Source organism: Pseudomonas sp. OTU750018 (genome assembly GCF_011636575.1).
Classification (GTDB): Bacteria; Pseudomonadota; Gammaproteobacteria; order Pseudomonadales; family Pseudomonadaceae; genus Aquipseudomonas; species Aquipseudomonas peli.
The window spans coordinates 312,840-331,040 of sequence record NZ_JAAPAU010000002.1 but is presented as its reverse complement, the minus strand read 5'-3'; the positions used below and the strand labels follow the sequence as shown (position 1 = coordinate 331,040).

Here is an 18,201-nt window from a genome sequence, read left to right as displayed (position 1 = left end):
ACAATGGCCAGCAAGCACAGGCCGGCCAATAGGGTGATTTTCAACTGGATGGAAAGTCGGCTGAACAACATTTTCAGGACCTTTATAGGGCAGTGGCTTAGAACGCCTATCGGCGCATAGGCGCTTTTCTTTAAGTGTTACGTCAAGTTAAGCAGAGCAAATAGCAGGCCAGTGTTAACAATTTAAACCGCAGGGTAATCGAAATCTGCAACGCAGTGTATAGAATAATTTACGGCTGTTTTGACAGGTCAGTCAGCATTAGGCAGAGTACGCGCCCTTCGCCGAGCCGGCGCAGCATCCACAATGGGTCAAACCTTCGTGGACCTATTTAAATCGCGGGAGTAAATCGATGAACGCAGTCGTTGCGGCAGTGGGAATCATGCTGATCCTCAGCTTGTGCCGTGTGCATGTGGTGGTGGCCCTGATCGTCGGTGCATTGGCGGGCGGTCTGCTTGGTGGCCTGGGTATTGAAGGCTCGCTGGCGGCATTCAATAAAGGCCTGGGCGGCGGGGCGACAGTGGCACTGTCCTACGCCTTGCTCGGTGCATTCGCCGTAGCGATTGCCAAATCCGGTCTGGCCCACGCCTTAGCTGACAAAGCCCTGGCCATGGTTGGCAAACAGGACGCCAAAGGCGCCGGTTTGCTCAAGTGGCTGCTGATCGGTCTACTGCTGGTGGTGGCGATTTCCTCGCAGAACATCCTGCCGATTCACATCGCTTTTATCCCGCTGCTGGTGCCGCCGCTGCTGTATGTGCTGAGCAAGCTGCAGCTTGATCGCCGCTTGATCGCCTGCGTGCTGACCTTCGGCCTGATTACCCCGTACATGTTTCTGCCGGTGGGTTTTGGCGGAATCTTCCTCAATGACATTCTGCTGGCCAATGTCGCCAGTGGCGGCGTCGACACCAGCGGCCTGGACGTGACCAAAGCCATGGCGATACCCGCACTGGGTATGCTGTTTGGCTTGCTGGTGGCGGTGTTCTTCAGCTACCGCAAAAAACGTGTCTACGACCTGAGCAAGATTGAGCAGGCCGAGCGCGTGGATGTTGCCTACAACCCATTGAGCCTGCTGGTGGCGGGTGTGGCGATTGCTGCCGCGTTTGTTGTGCAGCTTTGGCTGGACTCGATGATCATCGGTGCCCTGGTCGGCTTTATCATCTTCTCGGTGTCTGGCGTGGTGCGCTGGAAAGAGGCCGATGGCCTGTTTACCGAAGGTATGAAAATGATGGCAATGATCGGCTTTATCATGATCGCTGCCGCCGGTTTTGCCGAAGTGATGAAGGCGACCGGTGAAGTGAAAAGCCTGGTCGAGAGCTCTGCTGAACTGATTGGCCATGACAAGGCGCTGGGTGCGCTGCTGATGTTGCTGGTTGGCCTGCTGGTAACCATGGGCATCGGTTCGTCGTTCTCCACCGTGCCAATCATCGCGGCGATCTTCGTACCGTTGGGTCTGCAACTCGGCTTCAGTCCGCTGGCCATCCTGTGCATCGTTGGCACCGCCGGCGCACTGGGTGATGCCGGCTCGCCAGCCTCCGACTCTACCCTTGGCCCAACCGCCGGGCTTAACGTCGATGGCCAGCACAACCACATCTGGGACAGCGTTGTGCCAACTTTCCTGCACTACAACCTGCCGCTGCTGGTATTCGGTTGGGCAGCAGCTATGGTGATTTAACCGGGGCATTGCTCGCCTGCAGCGTTATTGCTTTAGGTGATTCAACTTTTCAGCGGGGCTACCGATAAATCGATAGCCCCGTTTTTATTTCGCTCCACTGCCAACCAAGGACCTGCCGATGCGCCTAACCTTGAAATCAAAAGTCGTGCTGTTGGCACTGATCCCGGTGGTGCTGTTTGCCCTGGTGCTCAGTGGTGCTGCCGCCAAGGTGTTACAGAACCTGGCCGCTCAGGAAGTCAAAGAAACCCGCGAACGTCTGCTGCAGGAAAGCCGCAACGAGCTGCAGCACTACGTACAGATCGCCCTTGGATCTGTACAAACGCTGTATGACGGTGCTGCGCAAGGCGACATGGCCAGCCGAGAACAGGCAATCGTCATTCTGTCGAAGATCAAGTTCGGCAAGGACGGCTACTTCTTTGGCCACGACTCCAACGTGGTGCGCCTGTTCCGCGGCGATAGTCCGGTAGACGTCGGCAAAAGCCTGGCCGATCGCCGCGACCCGAATGGCGTATACATCAACCGTGAACTGGTGAATGTCGCCAAGAACAACAGCTACTACGTCAATTACAGTTCGCCGCTACCGACTGATGACTCTGTGCTGGTGCCGAAAATGGCCTACAGCTACTACCTGCCAAAATGGGACATGGCCCTAGGCACGGCAATCAACCTCGACGGCGTCGAAGCGCAGATTGCTCAGGTGCAAGGTGAAATCGACGAGCGTATCAGCACCATCATTACCAGCATCATGGTGATTGCCGCCGTGCTGCTGGTGATATTCGGCATTGTCGGGGTGGTGCTGAGCAACACCTTCCTGCGCCCGCTGCAGCAGATCAAGGACAACCTCGATGACATCGCCGCCGGTGAAGGCGACCTGACGCGTCGCCTACCGATCAATGGCGACGACGAGCTTGGCCAGCTGGCCGGCTCGTTCAACCGGTTTGTCGAAAAAATCCACGGCCTGGTTCGGCAGATCGTCGACATGACCGGCCAGCTGACTGAGTTGGTCGGCCAGGTTTCGGCCCAGACGCAGCGTTCAGAAGAGGCCATGGAGCGTCAGCGCCATGAGACCGATCAGGTGGCTACGGCCATCAATGAAATGTCCGCCGCCGCCCATGAAGTCGCGCAAAGTGCTCAGGGCGCAGCAGAAGCGGCGCAAAAAACCGACACCGAAGGCCAGGCTGCGAAACACGTGGTCGATGGCAGCATCGAGCGCATCCACACCCTGGTGCAGGATATCCGCGACAGCGGCGTGTCGCTCGACACGCTGCAAAAAGACGTGTCGTCGATTGTCAGCGTGCTCGATGTGATTCGCTCCATCGCCGAGCAGACCAACCTGCTGGCCCTCAACGCGGCCATCGAAGCGGCACGTGCAGGTGAAGCTGGGCGAGGCTTTGCTGTAGTGGCCGACGAGGTGCGCGCGCTGGCCAGCCGTACGCAGCAGAGTACCCAGGAAATTCAGGGAATGATCGATCGCCTGCAGAAGGGCACCCAGGATGCAGTGACCGCGATGCGTCGCTCCAGTGATGCCGGTGATGTCACCAGCGAGCAAGCTAACCGCGCCGGCACCTCGCTGGATGCCATCGCTCAATTGATCGCCACCATCAACGCGATGAACGCGCAGATCGCCAGCGCCGCCGAAGAGCAAACCGCTGTGGCCGAAGAGATCAACCGCAGCGTGCACAAGATTGCCGTGGCGGTTGACAGCGTGGCCGACGAAACCCAACAGGGCGCGCAGACCGCGCGCAATCTAGCTGGGCTGGGCGAACGCCTGGGCGCATTGGTGCGTCAATTCCGCATCTAGCACCTGAGGCAGGCATACACAAAGGGAAGTTTGGCTTCCCTTTTTTATTGTCATGAGCAGTGTTCTGTCGGCGCAGGCCGCAGATAACCGCCGCAGCTTAAAACCAGCAGCGCTATATCCAATAAATATGTAGGGCTGTGGTTAGTCAGAGTTTCTTGGACTAGCGTGCATGAATCGCCGGGCCCGCTTGAAATTTGAGCAGCGGCGACACGTTTGGGTGCGCGCAGTTACTGCTGCTTCGGCGCGGTGTATGAGCAGTCTCCAGTGGGTGATGGGCTGATTTCGGGTGACAGCTGGAGGGGATTCGTACAACGGCTCGGGTATGTGGACCCATCGATAAAAACAAGATGAGGGACTCACTATGTCTGTAGCGATAACACTTCGGCGCTGTGCCGCGCCGCTGATGGTTTCGGCCCTGGCAATGCCGGTGCAGGCCGAACAGGGCGATTACAACTTCTGGCAAACCCTGAGCAACCTGGTGGTTGCACCTGCGGCAGATAACAAGGTCACTCCGGCGCAACGGTTAGGGCCGTATCCGCTGCTGGCCAACCCGAGCGGTTTCAACAGCGGCTTCAAACCGGCTAACTACTACGCCTGGCAAACTGTGCAAATGGCCCCGCAAACCGGCGCCGTGTGTGGCAACGGCTCGCCGTACAAATTCTTCGTCAACCGCGTGCCCAATACCCGCAACACCATCATCTACCTGGAGGGCGGCGGGGCCTGCTGGGATTACGCCAGTTGCACCGGGCAAAGCGGCATTCGCGGCGCACGTAACCCCGACGGCATTCCCAATGACTACATGAGCCTACTCAATCCGGGTGCCAGTCTGGTCAGCCCCTTCGTGGTGCGTCTGCATCCCTGGACGCGGGTAAAGACTCAGAACTGGAACATGGTCTATGTGCCGTATTGCACCGGCGACATCTACTCCGGCGACAAGGTCGCGGTCTATGAAGACCCGCAAAGCCAGCAGGCGCCATTGGTCTGGCACCACAACGGCCTGCGCAATATGCGCGCGGTGGTGGGTTGGCTGAAAGACAACCTGCCGCGCCCCACGCAGATGCTGACCACCGGTTGCAGCGCAGGCGGTGCCGGCAGCCTGACCAACTATGCACCAACCCGGCAGGACATTGCGCCGACGCGCAGCTTCCTGATCAATGACTCCGGCCCGGTGTTCTCGGCCATCACTGGCGGTGGTAACGAGGCTTATCCCTCTCTGCCGTTGCAGGGCTTTATCCGCAATGCCTGGGGGCTGGACGCTGGGCCGTTACCGTACCTGCAGTCGCGTTTGCCGGGGCTTAACCTGAACAACCTGGGCACCATTTACCCGGCGTTGTCGAGCAACCTGGCGGCTGATCGCATGGGTCATACGCACTTCTGGAAGGACCTGAATTATTCGTCCTATTCCTATGAGCGTTTCTACCCGGAAATCATCAATGCACCGAACCAGGCCGCCAAGGAGGCGCTGATTCACGCCAAGTGGGATGTGGACAGCGGCAGGCTGCGTAACGAGCTTGCTAACCTGCCGAATGTCGGCGGTTACTTCCCGCAGTACCGTGCGGTTAATGAAAGCCACTGCACCAGCATCATCGAGTTTGCCAACGCGGATATTCAGGAGCAGAACCTGCAGCTGGATGACTTCGTCAATAACGTGATGAATGGCAGCGGCCCGGTACTCGATGCCTCTGAGCAGAGTGACACCGCCGACCGCAACAAACCCTTCAACCTGCTGTACTACGCGCTCGACCAACTGTTGTAATGCTATCGCCCGACCTGAGCAGCCTGCTCAGGTCGGGTTATTGATAGTGCTGTTCGCGTGCCTGCTGCAGGCGTTGGCGCAAGTACTCATCGCGGCTCAAACCATCGGGAAAGCTGTCCATGCTCAGGACTTCCTCAACGATGCGTTTCTCATCGGCCTTGTAACGACGAAACTCGGCGCTGGGTGTCGCAGCCTTGGCTTCGCGCTCGGCGCTAATCGCCTTGTAGCGGGCGACCAATGCGGCGGCCTGATCTTTCTGCGCTTGTTCATCGCCAGTGGTGAGCTGAATCAGGCCCAGTTGCAGTAACAGCGACTCACTCATGGCCAGTTCACTGCGTTGCTCGTACGTTTCGATCTGTTCACGCAAGGCCTGCGCCTGGCTTTCACGTTGCGCGGGGGACAGCTCGGCGGCGCCGCTGACAAAGCTGCGGTAAGCCTGATGGAACGCCAGGCGTTGCTCCTGGTTTTTCACGGCGGGGTTTTGCAGCAGCTCGTGCAACTGCGCCTCGGTGGGCATCGGCGTTGTTGGGCTAACGCCCGAGAGCACGCTGGTGGAATTGTCGGCCTGACTGGCCTGCGCAACAACCTGCGGCTCGCTGTGCAGGCGCCAATACAAGGTGCCGAGCACCGCAATCAGCACCAGCCCACCACCCACTAGAAGAGGTTTTCCCTGCACCGGCTATCTCCTGAATGACGCCGCATCGTGCGGCGTTTTCAGCTTAGACCAGTCTGCTTTCAGCGCTTCTTGCTGACCCAGGCCCAAAGCATTTCACACTGGATCGGCTGGATGCCGGCTTCATCGGTCACGGTCACGGCAACCAGCACTTCGCCTTTTTCCTGGGTGTGGATGGCTTGAATCTGCTCGGGTGTCAGGCTTGCCACGGCGCGTAAGCTGCCGGTAGCACGCTTGAGGTAGTCGACCTTGAGGCTTTTGATCAGCGGCAGTTTGTCATCGGGCACGTTCATGCCGACCAGAAAACCCGTAGCGGATTCAGCCAGCAGCGCCATGGCGGCGGCATGCACGCCTTTGATGTGGTTCTGCACCTTGCGTTTGTTGGCGATGCTCATCACCGCCTGCTGTTGGGTCAGCGTATGCACGCGTACCTTGGCGGTACCGGCGAACTTCACCTGGGAGCCAAACAGCAGCGACAGCGCCGGGCTTTGCAGAGCGCTGGGCAGTTGCTGGATTTTGCCGACGATACGGCTCAAGCGGTTGCTGGACATGCTGATGCTCTTTGCGCAGAGGGAAGGGCGTGAGTCTGTCACAGCGAAATGTGACCGGCCAGGGCTGACCGGTCACATTATTGCCAGTCGATTAGAGCAATCTACGGCCGTCTTCGCGGGTGATGATCACCGTAGCCGAGCGCGGTCGCTGACCGGGGCCATCGGGCCAGGTGCTGAGCAGGTTGGTCGACGTTGAGCCTTCGCCCGGGTGCTGGATATTGACGAACAGGGTGCGGAAGTCCGGGGTCGCGGTAATGCCGGTTACTTCGGCGCCGACAGGACCCACCAGGAAACGCTTCAGCTCACCGGTGCGTGGCTCGGCCACCAGCATCTGGTTGTTGCCGAATGGACCACTGCTTAATTGACTGCCGCTCATGTCGGTCTGAATCCATAGCCGGCCTTCCTCGTCAAACCACAGCCCGTCGGGGCTGGCCAGGCGGTTATCTGCCGTCAGCGGTTTACCGTTCGGGCCGATGCTGTCGGTCTCCGGTCCGGCCAGCATAAACAGGCTCCAGGCAAACTGACGGCCGGCGTAATCCTTGCTCAGCTCACGCCAGCGGATGATATGGCCGAACGCGTTAGCGGGGCGCGGATTGGCAGCATCGGCGCTGGTCCGGGCACTGTTGTTGGTCAGGGTGAAATACACCTCGCCGTTGTCCGGATTGACCGCGCCCCATTCCGGGCGATCCATCTTGGTGGCGCCCACCACGTCAGCTGCCAGGCGAGTATTGATCAATACCTCACCTTGGTCGGCAAAACTCACTCCAGAAGCCCTGCAGGCTTGCTGGAATTTCTTGTCGTAGATATCCAGCGCCAGCCATTCACCCTTGCCGCTGGCGTCGAAGCGCGCGACATACAGTGTGCCTTCGTCGAGCAAACGGCCATTGCTACGCCCTGGGCGGTATTTGTCACGGCTGACGTATTTGTAGATGTACTCGTTCTGTGAATCATCGCCGGAGTAGCAGACCACCGGGCGGCCTGATTTCACCGGGGCGAACACCAGGCCTTCGTGGGCGAAGCGACCGAGCGCTGTGCGCTTGATGGGCACGGACTCCGGCGCAAATGGATCGATTTCGACAATCCAGCCAAAGTGGTTGGGCTCGTTGCGATAGTCCGCGCTGGCCGTGGTAGTGGTACGCGTGGCATCGAAACGCTCGAACTCATCGCCCTTGAGGTGATCCCAGCCGTAGCGGCTGCTGCTGCGCAGGCCGTAGCGGCTCAGCTCGCGCGGCAAATCGGTATCGCGGCTGGCAAAGTAGCCGGCCCAGTTCTCTTCGCAGGTCAGGTAGGTGCCCCACGGGGTAAAGCCATGGGAGCAATTGTTCAAGGTGCCGCGCGTTGCCGTGCCTTTTGGGCTGTAGCGTGTTTTCAATAGCGCATGGCCGCGCGCCGGGCCGCTGATCTGCATGGGCGTTGCGCCGGTGATTCGGCGATTTCTGGCACTCGGCAATACGCTCCACTTGCCATTCAGGCCACGGTGGACTTCCACCACGGAAACGCCGTGGGCGTTGATTTCCTTGCGTACTTCTTCGGCGCTGCTGCGTTTGCCGGCCACCAGGGTCGGGCCGTTGGGGTGCAGCAGCGGCGCGTCGATGTATTCGTGGTTAAGTACCAGCAGGCCGTGATCGCTTTTCTTGCCGCCGCGCTGTGCGTCAATCGGGAAGAAATGCATGCCGTCATGGTGCATGCCGAGTTGCTCGGCCTGATCCTGGGCACTGTTGCTGCCGTCACTCAGGTAGGCCGGGTAATTACCGGTGATCGGCGTACCCCAAGGGATAAAGGGGGTGGCACGGTAACCGGTCGGTACGCTGATGCTGTCTAAGCGGTTGGTCGCGATAGCCGTGAAGGGCAGCTTGCTGCGCGGTCTAAAGTGCAGTTTTTCCAGGCCTTTGGCGGCTGGCTCTGCTGCCACCGCGGCGCCAGGCATAACACTGCCGAGAAACGCCAGGGTGCCGAGCGCTGCACCGGCGGCCAGCACCTGCCTACGGCCTACGCCGTCGATCAGCTGATTGATATGCGGGTTATCGGACGCATTGCTGGGCAATTCATCGCCATTGCCGAACAGCACTGAGTTGTCATTATTCTGGCTCATGCAGGCTCCTTGGATTAATCGACGGGTGTCTGACGCTATCCAAGGAAATTGACGTAAAAATGACAGCGGTTGTGCGAAAGCGCACAAAACCGGAAGAAGGGCGAATCGCGGGCAAAAAATGGCCGGGAGCCATTTTTTAACGTCGTACAGCGACGGCTAGAAGGGTGGCCGCCATGGATGGCCGGCCATAAAAAAATCCCAGCATTTCTGCTGGGATTTTCTTAACACCCTCAACCTTGATCGTGGCCTCGGTTGAGTGAGCCGGTTCTTAGCTGAACTGGTTCATGGTGTTGTCTTTGCCGCCGGCTTTCAGGGCCGCTTCACCAGCGAAGTACTCTTTGTGAGCGTCGCCGATGTCGGAACCGGACATGTTCTGGTGCTTAACGCAGGCGATACCTTGACGGATTTCCTGACGCTGAACGCCTTTCACGTAGGCCAGCATGCCTTGGTCTGCGAAGTAACCTTTGGCCAGGTTGTCGGTGGACAGCGCGGCGGTGTGGTAGGTCGGCAGAGTGATCAGGTGGTGGAAGATGCCGGCGTTGGCCGAACCATCGCGCTGGAAGGTACGGATCTTCTCGTCAGCAACCTGAGCCAGTTCGGTTTCGTCATACTCGACGCTCATCAGCTTGGCGCGGTCGTAGGCGGAAACATCCTTGCCTTCGGCTACGAATGCATCGTAAGCCTGCTGACGGAAGTTCAGGGTCCAGTTGAACGATGGGCTGTTGTTGTAAACCAGCTTGGCGTTCGGGATGACCTTACGGATTTCATCAACCATGCCTTTGATCTGGCCGACGTGTGGCTTCTCGGTTTCGATCCACAGCATGTCAGCGCCGTTCTGCAGCGAGGTGATGCTGTCCAGTACGCAGCGCGCTTCACCGGTACCAGCACGGAACTGGAACAGGTTGGATGGCAGACGCTTAGGACGCAGCAGCTTGCCTTCACGGTTCAGAACCACGTCGCCGTTCTTCAGGTCGGCAGGGGAGACTTCTTCGCAATCCAGGAAGGAGTTGTACTGGTCGCCCAGGTCGCCCGGCTGGTTGGTAACAGCGATCTGCTTGGTCAGGCCAGCACCCAGGGAGTCGGTACGCGCAACGATCACGCCGTTGTTGATGCCCAGCTCGAGGAATGCGTAGCGAACAGCGTTGATCTTGGCCAGGAAGTCGGCGTGAGGAACGGTTACTTTACCGTCCTGGTGGCCGCACTGCTTCTCATCGGAAACCTGGTTTTCGATCTGGATGCAGCAAGCACCCGCTTCGATCATCTTCTTAGCCAGCAGGTAGGTGGCTTCCGGGTTACCGAAACCAGCGTCGATGTCGGCGATGATTGGTACTACGTGAGTTTCGTAGTTGTCGATCTGGTTCTGCAGGTCAGCAGCTTTGGCGTTGTCGCCAGCAGCGCGGGCAGCGTCCAGAGCGGTGAACAGCAGGTCCAGCTCACGGGCATCAGCCTGGCGCAGGAAGGTGTACAGCTCTTCGATCAGGCCGGAAACCGAGGTTTTCTCGTGCATGGACTGATCCGGCAGCGGACCGAAATCCGAACGCAGAGCAGCAACCATCCAGCCAGACAGGTAGAGGTAGCGCTTGTTGGTAGTCTTCAGGTGCTTCTTGATCGAAATCAGCTTCTGCTGACCGATGAAACCATGCCAGCAACCCAGCGACTGGGTGTAGACGGAGGAGTCAGCATCGTACTCAGCCATGTCTTTGCGCATGATGTCGGCAGTGTACTGAGCGATTTCCAGACCGGTTTTGAAGCGGTTCTGGGCGCGCATGCGGGCCACGGACTCAGGGTCAATAGCGCTCCAGCTGCTGCCTGCGGCGGCTTTAAGGGCGGCTACGGCTTTGATGTCGTTTTGATAAGCTGACATGGTCAATCCTTCAAAGTATGTGTTTGGTTGAGCACCGACTTCCCCACTGAACACCTGTGTTGCTGGAGGTTGTTGTAGCCAACTGCAGAACGCCGAGACATCGACTTGAGACGGAATTGATCCGGGAGGAGGGTGACGAGCTAAACAGTTCGCGGCTTCAGCTGTTACAAATGAGCGGGTCATTTGGTGTTTATCGGACGTGAGCCCGTAAACCATTCAACTTGCTGCGCACTGTGGCTAAACGCTTCCCCGTCCCTCAGGACAACTTCGTTCCAGTCGCAATCTCATCGAACGGCCTTGTGGGCTTTACAACGCAAATCGGCTCGGACGGTAAGTTGGAGCGCGATTCGGAGGGCCTTTAAGCACCTCTGATTAGCGGGAGCGGGGCCATCATGCCTCTGCCAAAAGTGTTCGTCAATTATTTTGTAGTGCTTTTCGTATGACTACTACATAAATCCAAAAACGACTGACAAGTCAGCTTTTACGGCTCTATCCGGCGGCTTGCGGGGTTGGCCAATGGCTGCGAGGTATTTGCTTTGCGGCAGCGGCGAAGATCAACCGATGAGCGGTTATCGGCACTGGGCCAGGGCGGCCCAGTGAGAGGGGGCTGCGAGGTTTAGTTCACCACGTCGACTTTGACACGCATGCTCATGTCTTCGCGGCCCTGGGTCGAGCGATGTCGCATAAAGTCGCCTTGCTCGCCCTGGCTCTGCTCACTAACGCCGCCAATGCTGATCCACTCGCCTACGCGGCCACTGACCCGCGTATCGGTACTTTGCACATCGATAGCGCCTGGCTGCGACTGGCTGAGGCGGTCACGGTTGCTGCTGATGTTGATGTGCACCAACTCGCCGCTGAGGCTGGCAGTGACGTAAAACCCACGGGTTACATTGCGGTACTGGGTGTTGCTGTAAGGCTGGCCGTAGGCATCACGGCCTCGGGTGGTCAGGGGTACGCTCTGGCCAACCTGAATTAAAGCAGGATAGCCCTCGGTGGCCTGTACCTGCTGAGTGCCACCGCTGCGGCTGTCGGTGCTGCGGCGAATGATGCGCACCTGATCGCGACCATTGATTTCACCCTGGCCGATCTGCACCTCGGCATCGCCCGCGCTGATCGTGCCGTCGGCGCGGTAGCCGCGATCAGACTGGAAGCCTGATTCATTGGTGTCGACGCTGATCAGCAGGCGCCGTGGCTCGGTATCGAGTTGCTGCAGCAGGGCGCGCACTTCGGCAATCTTCGCCGGTTCAGCATTGACGATCAGCTGGTTGCCATAGGCGTTGACCTTGCCCTCATGGCCGAGCACCGATTGCACCACGCTGAGTACCTCATCAGCCGTGCGGAAATTCAGCGGAATCACTTCGGTAGCGGCGCTTAGGGACAGGCTAAAACTCAACAGTGCGGCGGCGAGCAGGGCGCGAACCTTCATAGCAGAAAACTCCGTAAATCAGCGTCGGTGATGCTGGTGTCCCAGGCTTGATCAAATTGTGCACGGCGCTGGCGATTGCGGCCGGGGTCTTGGTACAGGGCATAGCCGCTGGCCTGGCCAATTTCCGGCAAGAGCAGCAAGCCGCGATCATCGGCCAGCAGAAACGCCAGCTCCTCACTAGGGTAGTCCGGGTGCAGCTTGCGGATCTGTAGGTTGCTCGACAGCCGGCGCGAAAGGCTGAGCAGGCGGTGGCCTTCCTTGACTGCACGGCTGGGGTCGCGCAGCAGAATGCGCAGTTGGTTGCGGGGGCTGGCAAGCAGAAAACGCGTGCAGGCGTCTTGCACACTGCTGTGGTGATAGAGCCAAGGCTCCAGGTCGTGACTGTAGATGCACAGGCTGCGCTGTGCTTGTTGCAACAGGGCCAGTGCATGGGCGCGGGCCTGTTCGGGCTGGTTGAAGCGTTCCAGCGTGGCATGTGCGCCGAGGGTAAACGGCGCCGGCTCCGCCCGTGGGCTATCCGAGTTGGGGCTGCCCGGATTGTGCACAGCAAAACGCCCCGGTGACTTAAACTCGATAGCAGGGAGCTCTATAGGCTCCAGCGGCTCGGTAGGGTCACTCGGGGCGTTTTCGTCGTTCATCTTGGCCTCTAGGCGCTATGACGCACCATGTCCACGTGTGGGATGCCGGCGTCGAGGTATTCCCCGCTGACGATGGCAAACCCGAGCTTTTCATAGAAGGCCGTGGCGTGCACCTGGGCGCTGAGCATTTGTTGCGTCAGGCCGCGTTTTTCCGCTTCGGCGATCACCGCCTGGATCAGCGCGACGCCCACGTTCAGACCGCGCCAGTCCTTGAGCACCGACACCCGACCAATATGACCATCAGGCAATAACCGTGCGGTGCCAATCGGGTAATCGCCTTCCAACGCTAGAAAATGCACGGCATCAGCGTCTTCGGCATCCCATTCGAGCTCCGGCGGCACTGCTTGTTCCGCAATAAACACGGTTTCGCGAATGCGCCGCAAGTCAGCGTTGTCCTTCTGCCAGTCCGCCAGACGAACCTGTATCTCACTCATCAGCAAACTCCAGGCTGCCTTGTTTGACCAGTTCAACCAACAGGTTACGCCCTTCGTCATCGGCGAGCCACGCGCCGAGGTTTTCGATATGCAGGGCGTCGGCCGCGCACACCAGCTTCAGCAGTTCACGCAGGCTGGCAGACAGCAGGCGGCTCTGGCCACTGGCGAACAGCACCAGGTCGTCACCGACTTCCGACCAGGCCATGCGCGCGCTGGGATTGCGGATCAGGATTGCGCCATTTTCTAGGCTGCCGAGGAAGCCTTCTTCGTCGATCTCGATGCCGGCAATCAGCTCTGGATACTTGGGTTCGGTCATAAACTGGCCGAACCAGGTCATCAGCAGCCGCTCATCGCTCATGTGTTCGGTGAGTAGGGCCTTGAGGCGATCCAGGGCGTCGCGCTGGATCTGCGTCGGGTCGCTGGTCGGCTGCGCGTCAGCGTCGCTGTAGCGCTCTTCGTCAGGCAGGAACTGGCCGAGAAAGTCGGTGAAATGGGTGAGAACTTCAGCTGCGCTTGGCGCACGGAAGCCTACGGAATACGTCATACAGTCATCCTCAGCGGTACCACAGTGGGCCAGAAGCGGCGGCAGATAGAGCATGTCGCCGGGTTCCAGAACCCATTCTTCAGTTTTAACGAATTCAGCGAGGATCTTCAGATCCGCGTGTTGCAGCATTGGGCTGTCGGAATCGCACACCTGACCGACCTGCCAGCGGCGCTTGCCGTAACCCTGCAAGAGGAACACATCGTAGTTGTCGAAGTGCGGGCCCACGCCGCCGCCCGGTACGGCGAAGCTGACCATCACGTCATCGATGCGCCACTTGGGCAGAAATTTGAACTCTTCCAGCAGTTCGGCGACTTCCGGGACGAACTGGTCGACGGCCTGCACCAGTAGGGTCCAGTCGCGCTCGGGCAGCTCAGCGAAGGCGTCTTCTGCGAACGGGCCGCGGCGCAGCTCCCAGGGGCGCTCGCCATGTTCGATGACCAGGCGCGATTCGACTTCTTCTTCCAGCGCCAGGCCGGCCAACTCGTCGGGGGAAATAGGGCTCTCAAAACCGGGAATGGCCTGGCGTACCAGCAGGGGTTTCTTCTGCCAGTAGTCACGCATGAACTCGCGAGCAGTAAGGCCACCCAACAGTTGCAGCGGAGTATCAGGATTCATCGCTAAGCCCTTGAAGTAAGTAAATACCCATAAATAAAAACGCCCGGCGCAGCCGGGCGTCTGGGAGGCTGTTGCCGGTTAGATGCGCTTGGCCTGAGCGACCGCGTTGCCGATGTAGCTAGCAGGGGTCAGGAGCTTGAGCTCGGCTTTGGCTTCTGCTGGCATGTCCAGGCCATCGATAAAGGTCTGCAGCGCTTCGGGGCTGATGCCCTTGCCGCGAGTCAGTTCCTTGAGCTTTTCGTATGGGTTCTCGATGGCGTAACGGCGCATCACGGTCTGGATCGGCTCAGCGAGCACTTCCCAGCAAGCGTCCAAATCGGCGGCGATGCGTGCTTCGTTCAGCTCCAGCTTGCCGATGCCCTTGAGGCTGGCTTCGTAAGCGATAACGCTGTGAGCGAAGCCGACACCGAGGTTACGCAGCACGGTGGAGTCGGTCAGGTCGCGCTGCCAGCGCGAGATAGGCAGCTTGCTGGCCAGGTGCTGGAACAGCGCGTTGGCGATACCCAGGTTGCCTTCGGAGTTTTCGAAGTCGATCGGGTTGACCTTGTGCGGCATGGTCGAGGAGCCGATTTCGCCAGCGATGGTGCGCTGCTTGAAATAACCCAGGGAGATATAGCCCCAGATATCGCGATCAAAGTCGATCAGGATGGTGTTGAAGCGGGCAATCGCATCGAACAGCTCGGCGATGTAGTCGTGCGGCTCAATCTGCGTGGTGTAGGGGTTGAACTGCAGGCCCAGGTCACCTTCGATGAACTGGCGAGCGTTGGCTTCCCAGTCGATCTGCGGGTAAGCCGAGAGGTGGGCGTTGTAGTTGCCCACGGCGCCATTGATCTTGCCTAGCAGTGGCACGGCTGCGACCTGAGCGATCTGCCGCTCCAGGCGGTAGACCACATTGGCCAGTTCCTTGCCGAGGGTGGTCGGCGAAGCCGGCTGGCCGTGGGTGCGCGAAAGCATCGGCACGTCGGCGAATTTGATCGCCAGTTCGCGGATGGCTTCGGCAGTCTGGCGCATCAGCGGCAGCAGCACGTCGTCACGACCGGCGCGCAGCATCAGCGCGTGGGACAGGTTGTTGATGTCCTCGCTGGTGCAGGCGAAGTGGATGAACTCGCTGACCTTGTCCAGCTCAGGCAGCTTGGCCGCTTGTTCCTTGAGCAGGTATTCCACGGCTTTGACGTCGTGGTTGGTGGTGCGCTCGATTTCCTTGACGCGCTCGGCATGCTCGACGGCGAAGTTGTCCGCCAGCTCATTGAGCAGGGCGTTGGCCTCGGCGGAGAAGGGCGCGACTTCGGCGACGCCTTCGTGGGCGGCCAGGCGCTGCAACCAGCGGACCTCAACCAGTACGCGGAAACGGATCAGACCGTATTCGCTGAAGATCGGGCGCAGTGCGCTGGTTTTGCCGGCGTAGCGGCCATCGACGGGGGAAACCGCGGTGAGCGAGGAAAGCTGCATGGGAGGCGTTCTCGGACAATCGGGCATTGAAAAGGGCGCGTATCATACATGAAATTGGCCGCTGAATCGCGATTGGCTGCGACCGTTCAGCTGCGTTTACTTCGAGCAATCGACAGCAGGCTGGCGCTGAAAATCAACGCCGCACCGATCAGCGAGGTCAAGTCCGGGGTTTCCCCCCAGCGCAGCCAGGCAATCAGCCCAGCAAACACAATCGCCAGGTAGGCGAAGGGGCCAATCAGCCCAGGTGGTGCCAGGCCATAGGCTTTGGACATGATGATCTGACTGGCGGTGGCCAGCAGGCCGATCACTAGGAGCAAGCCCAGCTCATGCTGGGTCATCGGTTGCCAGGCCCAGGTCAGCGGGATAGCCGAGATCAGTGCGCTGAACAGGGAGAAGTAGAAGACAATACGAAAAGCCGGCTCGGTGTCGCTCATCTCGCGTATCGAGACAAAGGCGAATGCGGCCAGCACACTGGCTGCAAGGCCGATCAGGGCCTGACTGTCGAGCAATGCAGCGGAGGGTTTGGCCACTAACAGTACGCCAACCAGGCCGATGCCAGTGGTCAGCAGCATGCGTTTACTGAGCGGCTCCTTCAGCCACCACCAGGCGATCAGCGGGGTGAATACCGGCGCCGAGTAGGTGAACAGCATCGCGTCGGCCAGTGGCAGGTGGGCAATGGCGTAGAAGAAGCAGTACATCGCTGCCAGGCCATAGGTGGTGCGCCACAGGTGAGACTTCAAACGGGTGGTCTTGAGCGGGCCAACCCCCTTGAGCAAGACCAGCGGCATAAAGAACAACACGCCAACCAGGTTGCGAAAGAACACCACCGACTCGTTGTTGACGCTGACCGACACTTCGCGAATGCCCACACCCATCAGGGAAAACAGCAAAGCGGAAAGCGCCAGCAAGGCAGCGCCCTGCAGCGGCTTGACCGAGCGCGTGCTCATGCGCTCAGGACCGCAGCAGCGGGTAAAGTTCCTTGAGCAGCTTGCTACGACTGAACACCATCTGCCAGCGGTGGCCGCCCAGTTGGCGCCACAGGCGCGCCGAGCGAATGCCTGCAAGCAGTAGCGCACGGATCTTCGCGGCATTGTTGGTCTGTTGCAGGTGGCGCATATCGCCCTGCACCTGGATGCGCTGGCGGAAGGTGCTGATGGTGTCCTGATACAGGCTGGCGCAGTTGGATATCACGTTTTCATGGGTCGGGCCGAAGTGCTCAACCTGCTGCTGTACTTGATCAAGGCGGCTGCCCATGACTTGCAGCATATCGCCGCGCTTATCCAGCTGACGCTCCAGGGCCAGCAGTGCCAAGGCATAACGCAGTGGATCACGTTGCAGGCTGGCCGGATCGCGCTCCAGGGCGCTGACCAGGGCGCGGTAGCCATCACGCAGGTTGAGGTCATCGCCGCCGTAAACGTCGAGCGTGTCTTTCGGGTTGCGTACCAACAAGCTGTTGATCATGCAGCCTACGGCGGGCTCGCCGATCTGGCCTGTACGCGCCAGCTTGTCGACCAATACGGCTGATTCGAATACCGCGCCGAGGGCGATCAGTTGCTCGCGGATAGGATTCACGCCGTTTGCTCCCGCACAGTCCAGGGTTCAGCGGTTTCAATCACGCCGCCACCCAGGCAGATTTCACCGTCGTAGAACACCACGGACTGGCCCGGGGTCACTGCGCGCTGCGGTTCATTGAATACAGCGCGGTAGCCGCTGGCGGTTTTCTCCAGCGTGCAGGTCTGATCTCTCTGGCGATAGCGCACCTTGGCCGTCAGCTCACGCGGCGTGCTCAGATCAATCGGGTTGACCCAGTAAATTTCCGAGGCGAGCAGGGCGCGGCTGAACAGCCATGGGTGTTCATTACCCTGACCAACCACCAGCACATTGCGGCTCAGGTCCTTGTGCAGGACATACCAGGGCTCGTCACTGGCGTCTTTCAAACCGCCAATGCCCAGGCCCTGGCGCTGACCGATAGTGTGGTACATCAGGCCGTGATGACGGCCGATAATCTCGCCTTCGGTGGTTTCGATATTGCCGGGCTGAGCTGGCAGGTACTGTTTGAGGAAGTCGCTGAAACGCCGCTCGCCGATAAAGCAGATGCCGGTGGAATCCTTCTTCTTCGCCGTGGCCAGCGCATATTTCTCTGCGATGGCGCGCACCGCTGGTTTTTCCAGCTCGCCGACCGGGAATAGCGTCTTGGCGATCTGCTCGCCACCGACCGCATGCAGGAAGTAGCTCTGATCCTTATTCGGATCGAGGCCCTTGAGTAGCTCGGTGTGCCCGTCGATATCACGACGGCGCACGTAGTGGCCGGTGGCAATCAGGTCTGCACCGAGCATCAGGGAGTAGTCGAGGAAGGCTTTGAACTTAATCTCGCGGTTACACAGGATGTCTGGGTTCGGCGTGCGTCCGGCCTTGTATTCAGCCAAAAAGTGCTCGAACACGTTGTCCCAGTATTCAGCGGCAAAGTTGGCGGTGTGCAGCTTGATGCCAATTTTGTCGCACACGGCCTGCGCGTCGGCCAGGTCGTCCATAGCGGTGCAGTATTCGGTGCCGTCGTCTTCGTCCCAGTTCTTCATAAACAGGCCTTCGACCTGATAACCCTGTTCAAGCAGGAGTAGAGCTGAAACCGAGGAGTCGACGCCGCCGGACATGCCGACGATTACGCGCTGAGTAGTTGGATCTGGCATGG

General features: G+C 59.4%; 14 protein-coding genes and 2 pseudogenes. 4 read left to right on the top strand and 12 right to left on the bottom strand.

Translation table 11 applies throughout. From position 1 onward, the window contains the following. The first annotated feature begins 349 nt into the window (after nucleotides 1-349). The 4 genes and pseudogenes from HCI85_RS10360 (at nucleotide 350) to HCI85_RS10350 (ending at nucleotide 5,226) form a co-directional block, all read left to right on the top strand. Complete coding sequence (locus HCI85_RS10360; RefSeq protein WP_167144648.1) at nucleotides 350-1,669, top strand: Na+/H+ antiporter family protein; 1,320 nt, start codon at nucleotides 350-352, stop codon at nucleotides 1,667-1,669. 118 nt (nucleotides 1,670-1,787) lie between these two features. Beyond that, a pseudogene (locus HCI85_RS21290) lies at nucleotides 1,788-2,360 on the top strand (cache domain-containing protein); the annotation flags it as partial. Between the two features lie 93 nt (nucleotides 2,361-2,453). Then, nucleotides 2,454-3,470 (top strand): annotated as a pseudogene (locus tag HCI85_RS21285) (methyl-accepting chemotaxis protein); the annotation flags it as partial. 361 nt (nucleotides 3,471-3,831) lie between these two features. Further along, a complete protein-coding gene (locus tag HCI85_RS10350; RefSeq protein ID WP_167144646.1) occupies nucleotides 3,832-5,226 on the top strand; it encodes a pectin acetylesterase-family hydrolase in 1,395 nt (464 codons plus the stop codon). 37 nt (nucleotides 5,227-5,263) lie between these two features. On the opposite strand, the gene HCI85_RS10345 is transcribed toward HCI85_RS10350, so the two are convergent. From HCI85_RS10345 to mnmA, 12 genes are all read right to left on the bottom strand, one after another. Continuing rightward, nucleotides 5,264-5,902, bottom strand: a complete 639-nt coding sequence (locus HCI85_RS10345) for a hypothetical protein (protein ID WP_167144645.1) — start codon at nucleotides 5,900-5,902, stop codon at nucleotides 5,264-5,266. Between the two features lie 59 nt (nucleotides 5,903-5,961). Beyond that, nucleotides 5,962-6,450 (bottom strand): DUF4442 domain-containing protein, encoded by a 489-nt coding sequence (locus tag HCI85_RS10340; RefSeq protein WP_167144644.1) that lies wholly within the window; start codon nucleotides 6,448-6,450, stop codon nucleotides 5,962-5,964. A 91-nt stretch (nucleotides 6,451-6,541) separates the two neighbouring features. Beyond that, entirely contained in the window at nucleotides 6,542-8,542 is a 2,001-nt protein-coding gene (locus tag HCI85_RS10335) for a PhoX family protein (RefSeq protein ID WP_167144643.1), read from the bottom strand. A 268-nt stretch (nucleotides 8,543-8,810) separates the two neighbouring features. Further along, nucleotides 8,811-10,406 (bottom strand): isocitrate lyase, encoded by a 1,596-nt coding sequence (locus HCI85_RS10330; RefSeq protein WP_167144642.1) that lies wholly within the window; start codon nucleotides 10,404-10,406, stop codon nucleotides 8,811-8,813. Between the two features lie 616 nt (nucleotides 10,407-11,022). Beyond that, nucleotides 11,023-11,832 carry a secretin N-terminal domain-containing protein gene (locus HCI85_RS10325; RefSeq protein WP_167144641.1) on the bottom strand — a complete coding sequence of 270 codons (810 nt, stop codon included), beginning with the start codon at nucleotides 11,830-11,832 and terminating at the stop codon, nucleotides 11,023-11,025. Beyond that, nucleotides 11,829-12,470 (bottom strand): DUF7931 domain-containing protein, encoded by a 642-nt coding sequence (locus tag HCI85_RS10320; protein ID WP_167144640.1) that lies wholly within the window; start codon nucleotides 12,468-12,470, stop codon nucleotides 11,829-11,831. The genes HCI85_RS10325 and HCI85_RS10320 overlap by 4 nt, the downstream gene beginning before the upstream one ends. Nucleotides 12,471-12,478: 8 nt before the next feature. Then, nucleotides 12,479-12,904 carry a GNAT family N-acetyltransferase gene (locus HCI85_RS10315; protein WP_090253657.1) on the bottom strand — a complete coding sequence of 142 codons (426 nt, stop codon included), beginning with the start codon at nucleotides 12,902-12,904 and terminating at the stop codon, nucleotides 12,479-12,481. After that, nucleotides 12,897-14,063, bottom strand: a complete 1,167-nt coding sequence (locus tag HCI85_RS10310; protein ID WP_160086978.1) for a ribosomal protein uL16 3-hydroxylase — start codon at nucleotides 14,061-14,063, stop codon at nucleotides 12,897-12,899. The genes HCI85_RS10315 and HCI85_RS10310 overlap by 8 nt, the downstream gene beginning before the upstream one ends. Before the next feature lie 78 nt (nucleotides 14,064-14,141). Then, nucleotides 14,142-15,512, bottom strand: coding sequence for an adenylosuccinate lyase (purB, locus tag HCI85_RS10305; protein WP_167144639.1), 1,371 nt, complete (start codon nucleotides 15,510-15,512; stop codon nucleotides 14,142-14,144). Nucleotides 15,513-15,598: 86 nt separating this feature from the next. Next, nucleotides 15,599-16,459 (bottom strand): DMT family transporter, encoded by an 861-nt coding sequence (locus tag HCI85_RS10300; RefSeq protein ID WP_167144638.1) that lies wholly within the window; start codon nucleotides 16,457-16,459, stop codon nucleotides 15,599-15,601. A 4-nt stretch (nucleotides 16,460-16,463) separates the two neighbouring features. Next, a complete protein-coding gene (gene hflD, locus HCI85_RS10295; RefSeq protein WP_160086974.1) occupies nucleotides 16,464-17,084 on the bottom strand; it encodes a high frequency lysogenization protein HflD in 621 nt (206 codons plus the stop codon). Beyond that, on the bottom strand, nucleotides 17,081-18,199 hold the full coding sequence (gene mnmA, locus HCI85_RS10290; RefSeq protein WP_167144637.1) for a tRNA 2-thiouridine(34) synthase MnmA: 1,119 nt from the start codon (nucleotides 18,197-18,199) through the stop codon (nucleotides 17,081-17,083). The genes hflD and mnmA overlap by 4 nt, the downstream gene beginning before the upstream one ends. Between the last annotated feature and the right edge of the window lie 2 nt (nucleotides 18,200-18,201).

What these genes read in the sequence shown, in the direction of transcription:
- HCI85_RS10360 (WP_167144648.1), top strand. Translation starts at nt 350, where the DNA reads ATGAACGCAGTCGTTGCGGCAGTGGGAATCATGCTGATCCTCAGCTTG.
- HCI85_RS10350 (WP_167144646.1), top strand. Translation starts at nt 3,832, where the DNA reads ATGTCTGTAGCGATAACACTTCGGCGCTGTGCCGCGCCGCTGATGGTT.
- HCI85_RS10340 (WP_167144644.1), bottom strand. Translation starts at nt 6,450, where the DNA reads ATGTCCAGCAACCGCTTGAGCCGTATCGTCGGCAAAATCCAGCAACTG.
- HCI85_RS10335 (WP_167144643.1), bottom strand. Translation starts at nt 8,542, where the DNA reads ATGAGCCAGAATAATGACAACTCAGTGCTGTTCGGCAATGGCGATGAA.
- HCI85_RS10330 (WP_167144642.1), bottom strand. Translation starts at nt 10,406, where the DNA reads ATGTCAGCTTATCAAAACGACATCAAAGCCGTAGCCGCCCTTAAAGCC.
- HCI85_RS10325 (WP_167144641.1), bottom strand. Translation starts at nt 11,832, where the DNA reads ATGAAGGTTCGCGCCCTGCTCGCCGCCGCACTGTTGAGTTTTAGCCTG.
- HCI85_RS10320 (WP_167144640.1), bottom strand. Translation starts at nt 12,470, where the DNA reads ATGAACGACGAAAACGCCCCGAGTGACCCTACCGAGCCGCTGGAGCCT.
- HCI85_RS10315 (WP_090253657.1), bottom strand. Translation starts at nt 12,904, where the DNA reads ATGAGTGAGATACAGGTTCGTCTGGCGGACTGGCAGAAGGACAACGCT.
- HCI85_RS10310 (WP_160086978.1), bottom strand. Translation starts at nt 14,063, where the DNA reads ATGAATCCTGATACTCCGCTGCAACTGTTGGGTGGCCTTACTGCTCGC.
- purB (WP_167144639.1), bottom strand. Translation starts at nt 15,512, where the DNA reads ATGCAGCTTTCCTCGCTCACCGCGGTTTCCCCCGTCGATGGCCGCTAC.
- HCI85_RS10300 (WP_167144638.1), bottom strand. Translation starts at nt 16,459, where the DNA reads ATGAGCACGCGCTCGGTCAAGCCGCTGCAGGGCGCTGCCTTGCTGGCG.
- mnmA (WP_167144637.1), bottom strand. Translation starts at nt 18,199, where the DNA reads ATGCCAGATCCAACTACTCAGCGCGTAATCGTCGGCATGTCCGGCGGC.